Raw genomic sequence first — 14475 nt, forward strand, 5'->3', positions numbered from 1 at the left:
TATCGAGCTCCCCGTCGCCGCCTGTGTGGCCCCCTACGCCACCCCCACCCAGGCCTCCGCCCCGAACGACCCCTTGATGTCCGATGCGATCGTCGCCGCGTTGACCAGTGCGGGCAGTTCGTAGACCACCGTTTTGCGGGGGCCCCGTACCGCCACGTGGACCGGGTTCTGGCCGGGGTGGTCGCCCATGATGCGGCGGAGTTCGCCGATGAACTGTTCGGTGATGCGGTGGTAGGGGAGGTGGAGGCGGACCGGGGCGGCGCCCTCGCGTTCGGCGGAGGACACGTCCAGGACCTGGAGTTCCTGGCCGAAGATGCTGATGGCGCCGTCGCGGTCGTTGATGCGGCCCTGGACGGAGATGACGCTGTCCTCGACGAGGGCGGCGGCGACGAGCTGGTAGGTGGCGGGGAAGAAGAGGACCTCGGTGGTGCCGTCGCGGTCGGCGAGGTTGACGATGGCCCAGGCGTTGCCCTGCTTGGTCATCTTCGGCTGGACGCTGGTGATGAGCCCGGAGAGGCGGACGACACCCTCGGTGCGCCCCGAGGAGAGCAGGTCGACGATGGTGGTGTCGCGGTTGGCGGAGAGGATGTGTTCGGTGCCGTCCAGGGGGTGCGCCGACACGTACATGCCGAGCATTTCGCGCTCTGTGGCCAAGAGTTGTTTGCGGGGCCATTCGTCGTCGGTGATGGGGACTTCCAGGGTGAAGCCTCCGGGGGCGCCGTCACCGTCGCCGCCCAGGCCCGCGAAGAGGTCGTCCTGTCCGTACGCCGCCGCCTTCTTCAGGGGGACGACGGCGTCGATGGCGGACTCGTGCGCGGCCGACAGGCCCTTGCGGGTGTGGCCGAGGGAGTCGAAGGCGCCGGATTTGATCAGGGACTCGACGGCTCGTTTGTTGAGTGCCGGCAGGTCGACCTTGTCGAGGAAGTCGGTGAAGGACGCGTATTTGCCTGCCGACTTGCGCGCCTGGATGATCGATTCGATGACGTTGTCGCCGACGTTGCGCACGGACAGCAGGCCGAAGCGGACGTCGTCGCCGACGGCCGCGAACTCGGCGAGGGATTCGTTGACGTCGGGGGGAAGGACCGTGACGCCGAGCTTGCGGGCGTCGGCGAGGTAGATGCCCGCCTTGTCCTTGTCGTCACCGACGGAGGTGAGCAGCGCCGCCATGTACTCGGCCGGGTAGTTGGCCTTGAGGTACGCCGTCCAGTAGCTGACCAGGCCGTAGCCCGCCGTGTGGGACTTGTTGAAGGCGTAGCCGGAGAAGGGGAGCATGACGTCCCAGATCGCCTTGATGGCCTCTTCCGAGTAGCCGTTGCCCACCATGCCGTCGTGGAACTTCTCCCACTCGGCGGCCAGGACCTCGGGCTTCTTCTTGCCCATCGCGCGGCGCAGCATGTCGGCGCCGCCGAGGGTGTAGCCGGCCAGGGTCCGGGCGATGGCCATGATCTGCTCCTGGAAGATGAGCAGGTGGTGGGTGGAGCCGAGGATGGGGTCGAGGACTTCCTTCAGCTCCGGGTGGATGGGGTCCGGGTCCTGCTTGCCGTTCTGGCGCAGCGCGTAGTTGGTGTGCGCGTTGGCCGCCATCGGGCCGGGGCGGTACAGGGCCAGGGCCGCCGCGATGTCCTCGAAGCGGGACGGCTCCATGAGTTTCAGCAGCGCCCGCATGCCGCCGCCGTCGAGCTGGAAGACGCCGAACGTGTCGCCCCGGCCGAGGAGTTCGAAGGTTTTCGCGTCGTCGAGGGGGATCACGGTGACTCCGTCGTCGCCGTTTCCGGGGTCCACCGTCGCCAGGCGTACGCCCCTGTTCTCGCGGATGTTCTTGAGCGCGTGGTCGATGACGCCCAGGTTCCGCAGGCCCAGGAAGTCCATCTTGACCAGCCCCATGTTCTCGCAACTGGGGTAGTCGAAGCCGGTGATCTTGACGCCGTCCTTGGCCCGCATGTGCAGCGGGATGCGGTCCGTCAGCTTCGTCTTGGAGAGGATCACCGCGGCCGCGTGGACGCCGGTGCCGCGGGTCAGGCCCTCGACACCCTTCGCCGTGTCGATGACCTTCCTGACGTCCGGCTCGTTCTCGTACATCTGCCGGATCTCGCCCGCCTCGCCGTAGCGGGGGTGGGAGGAGTCGAAGATGCCGTCGAGCGGGATCGACTTGCCCATGATGTCCGGCGGCAGCGCCTTGGTGATGCGCTCGCCGTGCTGGAAGGGGTAGCCGAGGATGCGGGAGCTGTCCTTGATGGCGTTCTTGGCCTTGATCTTGCCGAACGTGTTGACCATCGCGGTGTACTCGTCGCCGTACTTCTCGGTGACGTAGCGGACCATGGCGTCGCGCTGGCGGTCGTCGAAGTCGAGGTCGACGTCCGGGGGGTTGATGCGCTCGGGGTTGAGGAACCGCTCGAAGAGCAGGCCGTGTTCGAGGGGGCACAGCTCGGTGATGCGGGTGGCGTACGCGACGATCGAGCCGGTCGCCGAGCCACGCCCCGGGCCGACGGGGATGCCGTTGTCGCGGGCGTGGCGGCAGATGTCGGCGACGACGAGGAAGTACGAGGAGAAGCCCATCGGGCCGATGACCGTCATCTCGGTCTCGAAGCGTTCGGTGACCTCGGCGGGGAGGGGCGTGCCATAGCGCATGGCCAGGCCCTCCAGGCACTCCTTGCGCAGCCAGGACTCCTGCGTCTCGCCCTCGGGCACGTCCGGGTACTGCGGCATCTCGTCGACGTTTCCGAAGACGGAGTCGTAGGACTGGATGCGCTCGGCGATCAGGAGCGTGTTGTCGCAGGCCTCGGGCAGTTCGGAGAACAGTTCGCGCATCTCGGCGGCGGTCTTGAGGTAGTAGCCGTCGCCGTTGAAGCGGAAGCGTTTCTCGTCCGCCTTGTTCTTGCCGACGCCGATGCAGAGCAGGTTGTCGTGCGCGTCGGACTGGTCCTGGTGGACGTAGTGCGCGTCGTTGGTGGCGAGGAGCGGGATGTTCAGATCCTTCGCGAGGCGCAGGAGGCCCTCGCGTACGTCCCGTTCGATGGACAGGCCGTGGTCCATCAGCTCCAGGAAGTAGGAGTCCTTGCCGAAGATGTCCTGATAGGCGGCGGCGACCTCGCGGGCCTCGTCGTACTGGTTGAGGCGGAGCCGGGTCTGGACCGCGCCGGACGGGCAGCCGGTCGTCGCGATGATGCCCTCGGCGTGCTCGCTGATCAGCTCCATGTCCATGCGCGGCTTGCCCGCCGGGAACTGGCCGGAATAGCTCGCTTCGGTGGACATGTAGAAGAGGTTCTTCAGGCCCTGGACGTTCTCCGCCCACATCGTCATGTGGGTGAAGCGGCCGCCGCCGGATACGTCCTTGGAGCCCTCTCCGTCGTCCGACATGGCGCGCTGGCCGCCCGGACCCCAGAACTCCTGCTTGCGGTTGCGGCGCGAGGACGGGGCGACGTACGCCTCGATCCCGATGATCGGCTTGACGCCGTCGAACCCCTTGCTCACCGTGTGGAACTCGTACGCCCCGAACATGTTGCCGTGGTCGCTCATCGCGACGGCGGGCATGTTCTGCCGGTCCACTTCTGTGAACATCGGCTTGAGTTTCTGCGCTCCGTCGAGCATCGAGTATTCGGTGTGATTGTGCAGGTGAACGAAGGAATCCGGCACCGGGAGGGCACCTCCGAGGGGTTGCGGGCGGGCGGCGGAGGCCCGGGTGCGAGCCGGGCTGGAGGCAGCACCCTAACCCCGCGGAGGCGGTCGGTTCAGGCGCGGTTCCGAGCCCTCTCGCGGACGCGCGCGACGCGCCGTGGGTGACCTCCCGGTCTCACCCACCGAAGTCGTACGACTCCTCGGCGTGGCGCCGTGTCGCGTGTCGCGGGTGATCTTCAGGGGGGCGGCACAGCGGGCCCGGCGGACGGTGCGGACGGTATGGGGAGGGCCGCCCGAATGCCCATGAGGACGGGATCGACCCCGCGAGGAACTGCTCACGGCCGTCGTGGCCGGGGAACGGGGCGGCTACGGCCCGCGTTGACCGGTACTCAGAAGGGTCGAGTTCCAGCCATGATCGCGTCGCGGCGTCGAGGTACGGCGGCGCCGAGGACGTGCCTCACCAGCGCGGAAGCCGCCAGCTCACGGAGCCGACGGAGCAGGGGCCGACGGAGCAGAGGTGTCGGGCGGCGTCGCCGGCTGCGAGTGCAGGATGTCGCGGGCCTGGTCGGCGGCGCGCAGCAGGCTCTCGGAGACGAAGTCGAGGAAGCGGGCCACGTTCTCCAGGCGGACGGCGGCCGGGGTGCCGGAGCCGAGCGGGCCCACGCCCTGGCGCGCGGTGTCGGCGAGCTGGGCGGTGGACTGGGCGCTCGCCACCATCGACTGGTACATGACGTCGTTGTCGACGATGTACCGCTCGCGGCGCCGCTCGTCGCGCTCCCTGCGCACCAGGCCCTGGGTCTCCAGGAACGCGATCGCCTTGGAGACCGTCGCCGGGCTGACCTCGAGGCGCTGGACGAGTTCGGCGGCGGTGAGACTGCCCTCGTCCGTGACGAAGAGGCAGGCGAGCACGCGGGACATCATCTTCGGCGCGCCCGACGCCATCATGACGGTGGTGAACACCTCCTCGTACTCCCGCACCGCCTCGGCGTCGCGGCCGTAGGGCTGCGGCGCCGCTTTCGCACCCCGGGGCGCGGCGGTGCGCTTGCGGCGGTGCGCACGGTGTTCGGTGGCGCGGTGGGCGAGGTCGGCGCGGTAGGAGGTGGGGCCGCCGTTGCGCATGACCTCGCGGGTGATGGTCGAGGTCGGACGGTCCAGGCGGCGGGCGATCTCCGCGTACGCGAGACCGTCGGCGAGGCCCAGCGCGATCTGCTGGCGTTCCTGCTGGCTGAGCCTGCCTCCGGGCATCGGGGTGTCTCCTTCGGGGGTGCGGGTTCGAGGGTTCCAGCATAGCCTTTCCGCGAACTCATTGCAACACGTGAGCGGTAAGTTGTTGCGTTATAGGGGCGCCCATTGCAACAATTTCACTCCCGTGAGCTGCATGAACTCACCGCACGCGCAACGAACGCGTTGCCAAAACTCTGAACGCAACGTAGCTTTTCCATCATCGGAAACAGCGACCCGCACGGCGGAGCGCGCAGCAGCTGAAGGAGAGCGTCATGCAGAAGTTCGACACCGCCGCCCCCGTCACCGCCGTCGTCGACATCGCCGCGGGCCGCATCCAGTTCATCGCCGCCGACCGCACCGACACCACGGTCGAGGTCCGGCCCGCGAACCCCACCAAGAGCCGCGACGTGAAGGCGGCCGAGCAGGTCACCGTCGGATTCGCGGACGGGGTCCTGCGGGTCAAGGCCGCGGCCGCCAAGAACCGGCTGCTCGGCTCCTCCGGCGCGGTCGAGGTCACCGTGCAGGTGCCGACCGGGTCCCGCGTCGAGGCGAAGGCCGCGGCCGCCGAGTTCCGCGGGGTCGGCCGGCTCGGCGACGTCGACTTCGAGGGCGGCCACCGCACCGTCAAGATCGACGAGACCACCGGCGCCCGCCTGCGCGGCCTCGACGCCGACATCGTCATCGGCCGGCTGACGGGACCCGGCGAGATCAGCACGCAGCAGGGCAACGTGAACGTCACCGAGGCCACCGGCGGCGCGCTCACCCTCAGCACCCAGCAGGGCGACATCAACGTGACCGCGGGGCGCGGCGTCTCCGCCGCGCTCGACGCGGGCACGATGTACGGCCGGATCAGCAACTCGCTGCGGAACGAGGGCGGTTCGCCCGACCTGACGATCAAGGCGACGGTCGCCCAGGGCGACATCACGGCCACCAGCCTCTGAGGCCCCGGCCACCAACCCTCCGGGTACCCGCCCCACCCCTCGCACGTCTTCCCGTTTCTCACCTCTCCCCTGAAGGAGCACTCCTCATGAGCGGCTTGGCCATCGTGGCGAACGGACTGCGCAAGTCCTACGGCGACAAGGTCGTGCTCGACGGCATCGACGTGAACGTCCCGGAAGGCACGGTCTTCTCCCTGCTCGGCCCGAACGGCGCGGGCAAGACCACCGCCGTGAAGATCCTCTCGACGCTGATCACGCCCGGCGAGGGCTCGGGCCCGATCCACGTCGCGGGCCACGATCTGGCCACCTCCGCGCAGGCGGCCCGCGCGGCGATCGGTGTCACGGGGCAGTTCTCCGCCGTCGACGGGCTGATCACCGGCGAGGAGAACATGCTCCTCATGGCCGACCTGCACCACCTGTCCAAGGCCGAGGGGCGGCGCGTCACCGCCGAACTCCTGGCCCGTTTCGACCTGGTGGAGGCGGCCAAGAAGCCCGCCTCGACCTACTCAGGCGGCATGAAGCGGCGACTCGACATCGCCATGACCCTGGTCGGCAGCCCGCGGATCATCTTCCTGGACGAGCCGACGACCGGCCTCGACCCGCGCTCACGCCACAACATGTGGGGCATCATCCGCGACCTGGTCTCCGACAGCGGCGTCACCGTCTTCCTCACCACCCAGTACCTGGAGGAGGCCGACGAACTCGCCGACCGCATCGCGGTCCTGAACAACGGGAAGATCGCCGCCGAGGGCACCGCGGAGCAGCTCAAGCGGATCGTCCCGGGCGGCCACGTCCGCCTGCGGTTCTCGGACCCGGCCGGCTACCAGAACGCCGTCGAGGCGCTGGACGGGACCGTCCGCGACGAGGACACCTTGTCGCTCTCCATCCCCAGCGACGGCAGCCAGCGCGAACTGCGCACCATCCTCGACCGCCTGGACGCGGCCGGTGTCGAGGCCGACGAACTGACCGTGCACACCCCGGACCTGGACGACGTCTTCTTCGCCCTGACCGGCCCCGATGCCTCCGCCACCGTCCCCGCCCAGTCGAAGGAGACCGTCCGATGAGCTCCCTGTCCCTCGCGGTCCGCGACTCGAACACGATGTTGCGCCGCAACCTCCTGCACGCCCGCCGCTACCCGTCCCTCACCCTGAACCTGCTGCTCACCCCGGTGATGCTGCTCCTGCTCTTCGTCTACGTCTTCGGCGACACGATGAGCGGCGGGGCGGGCCGCGACGCGTACATCGCGTACATCGTCCCCGGCATCCTCCTGATGACGATCGGCTCCACCGTCATCGGCACGGCGGTGTCCGTGTCGACGGACATGAGCGAGGGCATCATCGCCCGCTTCCGCACCATGGCCATCCACCGCAGCTCGATCCTCTTCGGGCACGTCGTCGGCAGCGTGGTGCAGACCCTGCTCAGCGTCGTCCTCGTCGGCGCGGTGGGCGTGGCGATGGGCTTCCGCTCCACGAACGCCACCGCCCTGGAATGGCTCGCGGCGTTCGGCCTCCTCGCCCTCGTCACCCTTGCCTTCACCTGGATCGCGGTCGGCATGGGCCTCGGCAGCCCGAACGCGGAGGCCGCCAGCAACAACGCGATGCCGCTGATCCTCCTCCCCCTCATCTCCAGCGCCTTCGTCCCCCTGCACTCGATGCCCGGCTGGTTCCAGCCGATCGCCGAGTACCAGCCCTTCACCCCCGCCATCGAGACCCTGCGCGGCCTGCTCCTCGGCAGCGAGATCGGCAACAACGGGTGGATCGCGCTGGTGTGGTGCGTGGCGCTCACCGCCCTCGGTTACCGCTGGTCCCGGGCGCAGTTCGACAGGGACCCGAAGTAGGGGCCGTGCCCGCACACGGAACGAGATCGGCCCCGCCCCGGACGCACGGGGGCGGGGCCGATCTCGCTGTGGTCAACGGGCCTGGGGGCCTGCGGAGCGCGGGGCGCCGGTCAAGGCCGTTCGAGTCGGGCGGCGACCGCGTCCAGGACCCAGTCGAGGCCGGTCGCGAAGGACGTCTCCGGGTCCACGTCCTCACCGTCGTAGACGGCCTTCGACAGCGCCGGGAAACGGCCCGTGGCCAGCATCTTCGTCAGATACGGGCCCGAGGCGCGCTGCCAGTCGTGCTTGGACAGGCCCGTCGCCCGCTCGGCCCGCAGGTTCGTGATCTCACGCCGGATCGCTCCGGTGAAGTAGGAACTGACCGTCTCCACCGCGCGCATGACCGTGTCGATGTCGGCGTGGCCGTCGAAGGCGGTCAGCGTGGCCTCGGCCACGGCGAGGCCGTTCGGCCCCAGGGCGGGACGGCCGCCGAGCAGGTCGGCCAGCCATTCATGCCGCAGAGCGGCCCGCCTGGTGCCGTGGGCGAGGAAGCGCAACGCCTCCCGCCAGTCGGCGGGCGCGCCCTCGGGGAGGATCTCGGCCTGGACCTCGTCCGCCATGAGGTCGAACAGTTCTTCCTTGGTGGAGATGAAGCCGTACAGCCGCATCGGTCCGGCGTTCAGCCGGGCGGCGACCTTGCGCAGCGACACCGCCTCGAGCCCGCCCTCGTCGGCCAGCGCGACGGCGGCGGCGACGATCCGCTCCCGGTCGAGCGGCACGGGGCGAGTCGGCGGCTCCGGCCGGTCCCACACAGTCATGGCCACATCGTACTGTTGCTAGGCAGCGTATCGAGTCAATACAGTGTATCGCCATGAGACTTCGTATCGCCGTGGTCGGGGCCGGTCCCGCAGGCCTCACCCTCGCCCGGGTCCTGCATCGCCACGGCCACCCCGCCACCGTCACCGTCACCGTCCTCGAACGCGACCCCTCCCCCGACGCGCGTCCCGCGGGCGGCACGCTGGACCTGCACGAAGGACTGGGTCAGCGCGCGCTGCTGGACAGGGCCGGGCTGCTGGCGGAGTTCCAGGCGCTGTCCCGTCCCGAGGGGCAGGCCATGCGCATCCTGGACACGGACGGCACCGTCCTGCGCGACTGGCGCCCCCGCCCCGGCGAGCGAGCCAACCCCGAGATCGACCGCGGGCACCTCCGCGACCTGCTGCTCGGCCCCCTCGACGTCCAGTGGGGGCGGGGCGTGAGCCGGGTGGTGCCGGGGGCCCGGGGCGGCGCGGTGGTCCACTTCGCGGACGGCCGCCAGGAGACGTACGACCTCGTGGTCGGCGCGGACGGCGCCTGGTCCAAGGTCCGCCCGGCGCTCTCGTCGGCGGCGCCGCACTACACCGGCGTCACCTACGTCGAGACGTCCCTGGACGACGTCGACGCCCGCCACCCCGACCTCGCCCGGCTGGTCGGCGACGGTTCCATGGCGGTGTACGGCGTGAACCGGGGTCTCGTCGCCCAGCGCAACAGCGGCGGCCACGTCAAGGTGTACGCCCAGTTCCGCACACCGCTGGACCGGTCCGCGGACCCGGACCCGGACCCGGCCGACATCGAGGCCGACACGGACGCCGATGCCGACGCCGTGCGCGCGAGGCTGCTGGCGCTGTTCGACGGCTGGGCCGCGCCCGTCCTCGACCTCCTCCGTCGCGGCACCGCTTTCGTGCGCCGCCCCCTCTACGCCCTGCCGGTGTCCCACACCTGGACCCACGTCCCGGGGGTGACGCTCCTGGGTGACGCCGCCCATCTGATGCCTCCGCTGGGCGCGGGCGCGAACCTCGCGATGCTGGAGGGCGCCGAACTCGCCGAGGCCATCGCCACCACCACCACCGCCACCGCCACCGGTCCCGAGGAACTCGACGAGGCCGTGCGCGCCTTCGAGGAACGGATGGGGGCACGGGCCGGCCGGTGGGCGAAGATCACGACGGCCGGTCTGGAACGCCTGGTGAGCCCGGACCCCGCAGAAGCCATCGCCCTATTCGACGAGGTCCACGAGGTCGATGAGGCCGACCAGGCCGCCACGGCCCACCAGGCCCCTGAGGCCCAGCCGTCCTGACCGCGTGATCGGCCCTCGTGCGGACGGCTACGCGGCGAAGCCGATGTTCATCACGTACTCGTACGCGCCGTACTCCGAGCCCAGGTCCGCCGTGATGTCGTCGAACCAGACCGAGTCCATCGCCTCCTCGTCGTCGGCCGCCCACGCCTCGACCATGCGGTCCCAGCGGCGGACGTTCAGGGTGCGGAAGGAGACGTCGCGCTGGAGGGGGCGGGAGACCTGGGACTGGTTGACGGGGTGGAACTCGACGCGGGTGCCGCGGCCCTGGCGGTTGAGGCGCTGGAGGAGGTGGCGGGCCACGTTGCGACGGCGCACGCGGCGGTAGGCCGCGTCCAGTTGGGCGAGGCTCTTGCGCGACGGGCTCGCCTTCCCCTCCGACCAGCGCTTCAGCGTGCGGTCCGTGACCGTCAGGCCCGCCTCGCGGGCCTGGGCGCGGGCGTGCGGGGTGCGGGTCAGGTAGTTCAGGCGGGCCAGCATGCCCCGGCGGGTGGTGACCGGGCTGGCGATGAAACCGGCCAGCGTGTCCAGCTGGCGGGCCGCCGCCTCGTAGCCCTTCAGGCCCTGGGCGCCGAACTTGCCGAATTCGAGGTTGCGTTGCGGCATCCCGGGCTACGCCTCCGCCTCGTCCTGATCGTCGTCGTACTCGGTCCCCGCCGTGTAGACGTCCTTCACCTTTACCTCGGTGACCGCGCGGCCCTCGGGAAAGACACGGCGCCAGTCGCCGATCACGTGGAGTTCGTCGGTGCCCATCGCGCGGACGACCGTCAGGCCCTCCTCGTGGGCCTTGAGCGCCTTCATCCAGAGGTTGGCGAACGCCTGCGAGCGGATCAGGTGCATCCAGTCCGGGCGGTACAGCTCCCTGTTGTAGTTCGACTCCCCCATCGTGGAGACGAACTTGGAGTACATGGCCTTCACGTACTCCAAAGTCACGTCGTCGTCCTGCTCGATCGCCGTGTCCCGGGCGTCCTTGAGCGCCACCCGGAACTTCTCCAGGAGACCCTCGGTCGCGCCCGACGTGTACGACTCGTGGATCTCGGGCGGGTCGCACAGGCCGTGCTTCGGGCCCGAGACGCGCAGGAGGAGGCGGAGCGTCGGTTCCGTCACCCACAGGGGGCCGGGCTCGTCGCGCCGGCCGATCGGGTTCGGGAGGACCGCGTCGTGGTCCCAGTGCGGCGGCGTGATCAGGTGGACGCCCGCGCGGCGGCGGTCGTGGTCGAAGCCGGTGGAGTGTTCCAGCTGGCCGAGCGGGAGGTGGGTCTTCAGGGCGGAGAGGTAGGCGCCGTTGATGTCCAGGGCGGTGACCTCGTGGGCGCCCGGGGGCAGCTCGGACCGCGTCCACTTCGGGCGGGCCTCCCAGATCTGGTCGGCGCCGCGCGACGTCTGCTTCTTCAGGATGTCCGGCACCCAGGGGTGGGCGATCACCTCGTAGCGGCCGCCCTTGCGTGTCTCGTCGAGCAGCGCCATCGCGTCCGGGATCGCCTTCTTCAGCAGGTCCGCCGTGGCCGCTTCGACGTCGCCGCCGTGGTCGGCGAGGACAGCGGCGACGCGCTTCGCGATGAGCCCGGCGGGTTCGGTCGGGGCCGGCTGGAAGGCCCTGCGGGCCGGGGAGGGGGTGGGTTTGGTGGAGGCGGAGTTCTGGCGCGGGGGGCGACGGGTCGCCGCTCGTGCGGGGGCGGGCCGCTCTCGCGTGGGGGCGGATCGCTCGGGCGCGGGGACTTCGGACGCCGGGGCCTCGGGGGCCGAGGCCTCAGGGGCCGGGGCCGGGGCCGCAGGGACCGGGGATTCAGCCGCCCGGCCGCAGTCCGCCGGGTCCAGGTGCTGGGCGAACCCGGCAACACGCTGACCTGCCAAGTCCCCGCACAGCACGCAGGGTTCGGGCACGGCCAGGGTCTCCACGTCGTCACCGTCACCCACACCGGAACCGGCGCCACCAGCAGAACCGGCGCCGCCACCGGAACCGGCGCCGACGGGCTCCGGCTCGGAGTCGGGCTCCGGCTCCGCATCCTCATCCCGCTCCGGCTCCGCCGCCCCTTCCTGCTCGGCGAGCTTCGCGCTCAACCCCTCCAGCAGGTACGCGTACTTCGCCCGGACGTCGCCCGACGGGTCCCGGTCCGATTCCCAGGCGGTCAGCGTGGACGGGCTCACGCCCAGAGCCCGGGCCACCTGCGCCTTGGCCAGCCGGGCCTGTTCGCGCAGGGCGCGGCGGACCTCGGGGGCGGGGAGCGGGACCTCCGGGGCGACGGAGGCGAGCAGGGAGTCGATGGCGTCGAAGTCGCTCACGCGCCGTCCGCCTTCCGCCTGGCCCGGCGGCGCTCCGCGAGGGCCGGGGTGACCGTCTCCTTCACCCGCTGTTCGCCCCAGCCGGTGAGCTGGGCCGCGCGGCCGATGCGCCCGTGGGCGGGGCGGCCGGTCACGGGGTCCCTGGACAGGTACGTACGGAGCGCCTCGGCGACGCGGGCCTCGGCCGCGCGCAGGGCGGCCACGGCGTCGGCGAGTTCGCGCTCGTCGGCGACTTCGCGCTTGTCGGCGCCGCTCACATCCACCTTCTTCACCGTCACCCACGAAGTGTCGGCAATTCCACGACGCAGGTCAATTCATGGACGGTGTCGATCCCGGCACGACCCCGATTCAGTGACAGTCCAGGAAACGTAGACATCGGCTCAACCGGTCAGGATTCGAGAAGCCCTCCTCCCCCGCCCGCGGCTAGCGTGGCGTCATGGATCTCCGCATTCACACCACCGTCCTCCCGCACGACGACCCCGACGCCTCCCTGGCCTTCTACCGCGACGTCCTCGGCTTCGAGGTCCGCGGTGACGTGGGGCAGGGCAAGATGCGCTGGATCACCGTCGGCCCCGTCGGCCAGCCCGGCATCTCCCTGCTTCTCGCGCCGCCCGCCGTCGACCACGGGATCAGCGAGGACGAGCGCCGCACCATCGCCGAGATGATGGCCAAGGGCACCTACGGCTGGATCCTCCTGGCCACCGGCGATCTCGACGCCACCTTCGAGCAGCTGCAGTCCAGCACCGCGGAGGTGGTGCAGGAACCGACGCTCCAGCCGTACGGGGTCCGGGACTGCGCCTTCCGCGACCCGGCGGGCAACCTGGTCCGCATCCAGGAGGTCCAGGAGGTCCAGGAGGACCGGGCGGACCGGGCGGACCGAGCGACCCGGGAAGGCGAGTGATGTGCCACCCCGGGTTACGGCGCGCGCTGATCGCCGCCCAGCACCTGCGCGACCTCGCGCGGCTGCGCCGGGTGCGCGACCGCATCGACCGTGAGTACGCGCGCCCGCTCGACGTCGAGGAGCTGGCGCGCGCCGCCGGACTGGCCCCGGGCCGGCTCAGCCGGCAGTTCCGTCTCGCCTACACCGCCTCCCCGTACGCGTACCTGATGGCGCGTCGCACCGAGCGGGCGATGGCGCTGCTGCGCCGTGGTGACCTAGGCGTCGCCGAGGTGTGCCGCGCGGTCGGCTGGTCGACGTCGACGGCCGCCTTCGGCGACCGTTTCACCGAGCTGGTCGGCATGGACCCCCTCACGTATCTGCGGCGCGCCGCGACCGCCCCGAACTGGCTTCCCCGGCACGTCACACGGCGTGCGCCGGTATCGAGCAGGAATGAAGAAGCCACCGCCGCAGCGCCGCAACTAGCGTGCTCCGCATGACGACTTCACTCGCCTCCGTGACCCTGGAAGTGGCCGATCCCGCGGCCGCCGAACGCTTCTACTCCGCCGCCTTCGGGCTCGGCCCGCGGCTGCGGCTGCGCGCCTCCGAGGCGCCCACGACCGGCTTCCGCGGCTTCAGCCTGTCGCTCACCGTCGCCCAGCCGGCCGACGTCGACGCCTACCTCGGCGCGGCCCTCAGGGCGGGCGCCAAGGCCCTGAAGCCCGCCGCCAAGTCCCTGTGGGGCTACGGCGGCGTCGTCCAGGCCCCCGACGGCACGATCTGGAAGGCCGCGACCACGGCCAGGAAGGACTCCGGACCGGCCAGGAAGGAGTTCGGCCAGATCGTGCTTCTGCTGGGCGTCGAGGACGTCAAGGCCAGCAAGCAGTTCTACGTCGAGCAGGGCTTGAGCGTCGGCAAGAGCTTCGGCGGCAAGTACGTCGAGTTCGCCTCCGGGGAGAGCGCCGTGAAGCTCGCGCTCTACAAGCGCCGCGGCCTCGCCAAGGACGTGGGCGTGGACGCCGACGGCAGCGGCTCGCACCGCATCGTGCTGGGCGGCGCGGGCGCCGGGCCCTTCACCGACCCGGACGGGTTCGCGTGGGAGCCGGCGTCGGTCACGTCGCCGTCGTCCTGACCGTCCCTGTCCATCCATCAGACCTACGAGAGGAACCCCGTGGCCACCACAGAGAAGCTCGAAGGTTTCACCGCCGAGGAGCGCGAGGCGATGAAGGACCGCGCCAAGGAAGTGAAGTCCGCGCGCCGCGCCAGGGGCGGGGCCAAGGCGGACACCGAGCCCGAGGTCCTCGCCAAGATCGCCGAGATGGACGACGCCGACCGGGCCCTCGCCGAGAAGGTCCACCGGATCGTCCGCGCGGTCGCGCCCGGCCTCCGGCCCAAGCTCTGGTACGGGATGCCCGCGTACGCCAGGGACGGCAAGATCGTCTGCCACTTCCAGTGCGCGGCGAAGTTCAGGTCGCGCTACGCCACGCTCGGCTTCAGCGACCAGGCCGCGCTCGACGACGGGTCGATGTGGCCCACCGCCTTCGCGCTGACCGAATTGACCGCCGACGACGAGAAGCGCATCGGCGAACTGGTGCGCCGGGCGGCTGGCTGAAAC

General features: G+C 70.7%; 14 protein-coding genes. 8 read left to right on the plus strand and 6 right to left on the minus strand.

Annotated features, from left to right (window positions below):
• Positions 1–33: 33 nt before the first annotated feature.
• Together dnaE and C1N81_RS01175 are read right to left on the minus strand one after the other, a co-directional pair.
• Positions 34–3633 carry a DNA polymerase III subunit alpha gene (gene dnaE / locus C1N81_RS01170; protein ID WP_394425795.1) on the minus strand — a complete coding sequence of 1200 codons (3600 nt, stop codon included), beginning with the start codon at positions 3631–3633 and terminating at the stop codon, positions 34–36.
• A gap of 462 nt (positions 3634–4095) precedes the next feature.
• The gene (locus tag C1N81_RS01175; RefSeq protein ID WP_394425796.1) at positions 4096–4860 is read right to left on the minus strand and encodes a helix-turn-helix domain-containing protein; all 765 of its coding nucleotides are present in this window, start codon (positions 4858–4860) and stop codon (positions 4096–4098) included.
• 251 nt (positions 4861–5111) lie between these two features.
• On the opposite strand from C1N81_RS01175, the gene C1N81_RS01180 reads away from it, so the two are divergent.
• The 3 genes from C1N81_RS01180 to C1N81_RS01190 all read left to right on the plus strand — a co-directional run bounded on the left by C1N81_RS01180 (position 5112) and on the right by C1N81_RS01190 (position 7614).
• Complete coding sequence (locus C1N81_RS01180; RefSeq protein WP_394425798.1) at positions 5112–5780, plus strand: DUF4097 family beta strand repeat-containing protein; 669 nt, start codon at positions 5112–5114, stop codon at positions 5778–5780.
• 86 nt (positions 5781–5866) lie between these two features.
• Positions 5867–6841 (plus strand): ATP-binding cassette domain-containing protein, encoded by a 975-nt coding sequence (locus C1N81_RS01185; protein ID WP_394425800.1) that lies wholly within the window; start codon positions 5867–5869, stop codon positions 6839–6841.
• Positions 6838–7614: an ABC transporter permease gene (locus tag C1N81_RS01190; RefSeq protein ID WP_394425802.1), complete on the plus strand. Its 777-nt coding sequence runs from the start codon at positions 6838–6840 to the stop codon at positions 7612–7614. Before C1N81_RS01185 ends, C1N81_RS01190 begins: the two co-directional genes overlap by 4 nt.
• A 110-nt stretch (positions 7615–7724) precedes the next feature.
• On the opposite strand, the gene C1N81_RS01195 is transcribed toward C1N81_RS01190, so the two are convergent.
• Positions 7725–8411: a TetR/AcrR family transcriptional regulator gene (locus C1N81_RS01195; RefSeq protein WP_394425803.1), complete on the minus strand. Its 687-nt coding sequence runs from the start codon at positions 8409–8411 to the stop codon at positions 7725–7727.
• A gap of 53 nt (positions 8412–8464) precedes the next feature.
• On the opposite strand from C1N81_RS01195, the gene C1N81_RS01200 reads away from it, so the two are divergent.
• On the plus strand, positions 8465–9703 hold the full coding sequence (locus C1N81_RS01200; RefSeq protein WP_394425804.1) for an FAD-dependent oxidoreductase: 1239 nt from the start codon (positions 8465–8467) through the stop codon (positions 9701–9703).
• A gap of 27 nt (positions 9704–9730) precedes the next feature.
• On the opposite strand, the gene C1N81_RS01205 is transcribed toward C1N81_RS01200, so the two are convergent.
• From C1N81_RS01205 to C1N81_RS01215, 3 genes are read right to left on the minus strand one after another with little or no spacing between them, the layout of a single operon-like run.
• Positions 9731–10306, minus strand: a complete 576-nt coding sequence (locus C1N81_RS01205) for a transcriptional regulator (RefSeq protein ID WP_394425806.1) — start codon at positions 10304–10306, stop codon at positions 9731–9733.
• Positions 10307–10312: 6 nt separating this feature from the next.
• Complete coding sequence (locus C1N81_RS01210; protein ID WP_394425808.1) at positions 10313–11983, minus strand: helix-turn-helix domain-containing protein; 1671 nt, start codon at positions 11981–11983, stop codon at positions 10313–10315.
• Entirely contained in the window at positions 11980–12261 is a 282-nt protein-coding gene (locus tag C1N81_RS01215; RefSeq protein WP_394425810.1) for a hypothetical protein, read from the minus strand. The genes C1N81_RS01210 and C1N81_RS01215 overlap by 4 nt, the downstream gene beginning before the upstream one ends.
• A gap of 158 nt (positions 12262–12419) precedes the next feature.
• Here C1N81_RS01215 and C1N81_RS01220 point away from each other — a divergent pair, with 158 nt between their 5' ends.
• The 4 genes from C1N81_RS01220 to C1N81_RS01235 all read left to right on the plus strand — a co-directional run bounded on the left by C1N81_RS01220 (position 12420) and on the right by C1N81_RS01235 (position 14472).
• Positions 12420–12884 (plus strand): VOC family protein, encoded by a 465-nt coding sequence (locus C1N81_RS01220; RefSeq protein ID WP_394425812.1) that lies wholly within the window; start codon positions 12420–12422, stop codon positions 12882–12884.
• Positions 12884–13360 carry a helix-turn-helix transcriptional regulator gene (locus tag C1N81_RS01225; protein WP_394426226.1) on the plus strand — a complete coding sequence of 159 codons (477 nt, stop codon included), beginning with the start codon at positions 12884–12886 and terminating at the stop codon, positions 13358–13360. The genes C1N81_RS01220 and C1N81_RS01225 overlap by 1 nt, the downstream gene beginning before the upstream one ends.
• The gene (locus C1N81_RS01230) at positions 13357–13992 is read left to right on the plus strand and encodes a glyoxalase (RefSeq protein ID WP_394425814.1); all 636 of its coding nucleotides are present in this window, start codon (positions 13357–13359) and stop codon (positions 13990–13992) included. Before C1N81_RS01225 ends, C1N81_RS01230 begins: the two co-directional genes overlap by 4 nt.
• A gap of 90 nt (positions 13993–14082) precedes the next feature.
• Positions 14083–14472, plus strand: coding sequence for an iron chaperone (locus C1N81_RS01235; protein ID WP_394426228.1), 390 nt, complete (start codon positions 14083–14085; stop codon positions 14470–14472).
• The last annotated feature ends 3 nt before the right edge of the window (positions 14473–14475 follow it).

This window comes from Streptomyces sp. SGAir0957 (genome assembly GCF_043523415.1).

Coding starts and splice junctions, on each gene's coding strand:
- C1N81_RS01175 (WP_394425796.1), bottom strand. CDS start 4,860: ATGCCCGGAGGCAGGCTCAGCCAGCAGGAACGCCAGCAGATCGCGCTG.
- C1N81_RS01180 (WP_394425798.1), top strand. CDS start 5,112: ATGCAGAAGTTCGACACCGCCGCCCCCGTCACCGCCGTCGTCGACATC.
- C1N81_RS01185 (WP_394425800.1), top strand. CDS start 5,867: ATGAGCGGCTTGGCCATCGTGGCGAACGGACTGCGCAAGTCCTACGGC.
- C1N81_RS01190 (WP_394425802.1), top strand. CDS start 6,838: ATGAGCTCCCTGTCCCTCGCGGTCCGCGACTCGAACACGATGTTGCGC.
- C1N81_RS01195 (WP_394425803.1), bottom strand. CDS start 8,411: ATGACTGTGTGGGACCGGCCGGAGCCGCCGACTCGCCCCGTGCCGCTC.
- C1N81_RS01200 (WP_394425804.1), top strand. CDS start 8,465: ATGAGACTTCGTATCGCCGTGGTCGGGGCCGGTCCCGCAGGCCTCACC.
- C1N81_RS01205 (WP_394425806.1), bottom strand. CDS start 10,306: ATGCCGCAACGCAACCTCGAATTCGGCAAGTTCGGCGCCCAGGGCCTG.
- C1N81_RS01220 (WP_394425812.1), top strand. CDS start 12,420: ATGGATCTCCGCATTCACACCACCGTCCTCCCGCACGACGACCCCGAC.
- C1N81_RS01225 (WP_394426226.1), top strand. CDS start 12,884: ATGTGCCACCCCGGGTTACGGCGCGCGCTGATCGCCGCCCAGCACCTG.
- C1N81_RS01230 (WP_394425814.1), top strand. CDS start 13,357: ATGACGACTTCACTCGCCTCCGTGACCCTGGAAGTGGCCGATCCCGCG.
- C1N81_RS01235 (WP_394426228.1), top strand. CDS start 14,083: ATGAAGGACCGCGCCAAGGAAGTGAAGTCCGCGCGCCGCGCCAGGGGC.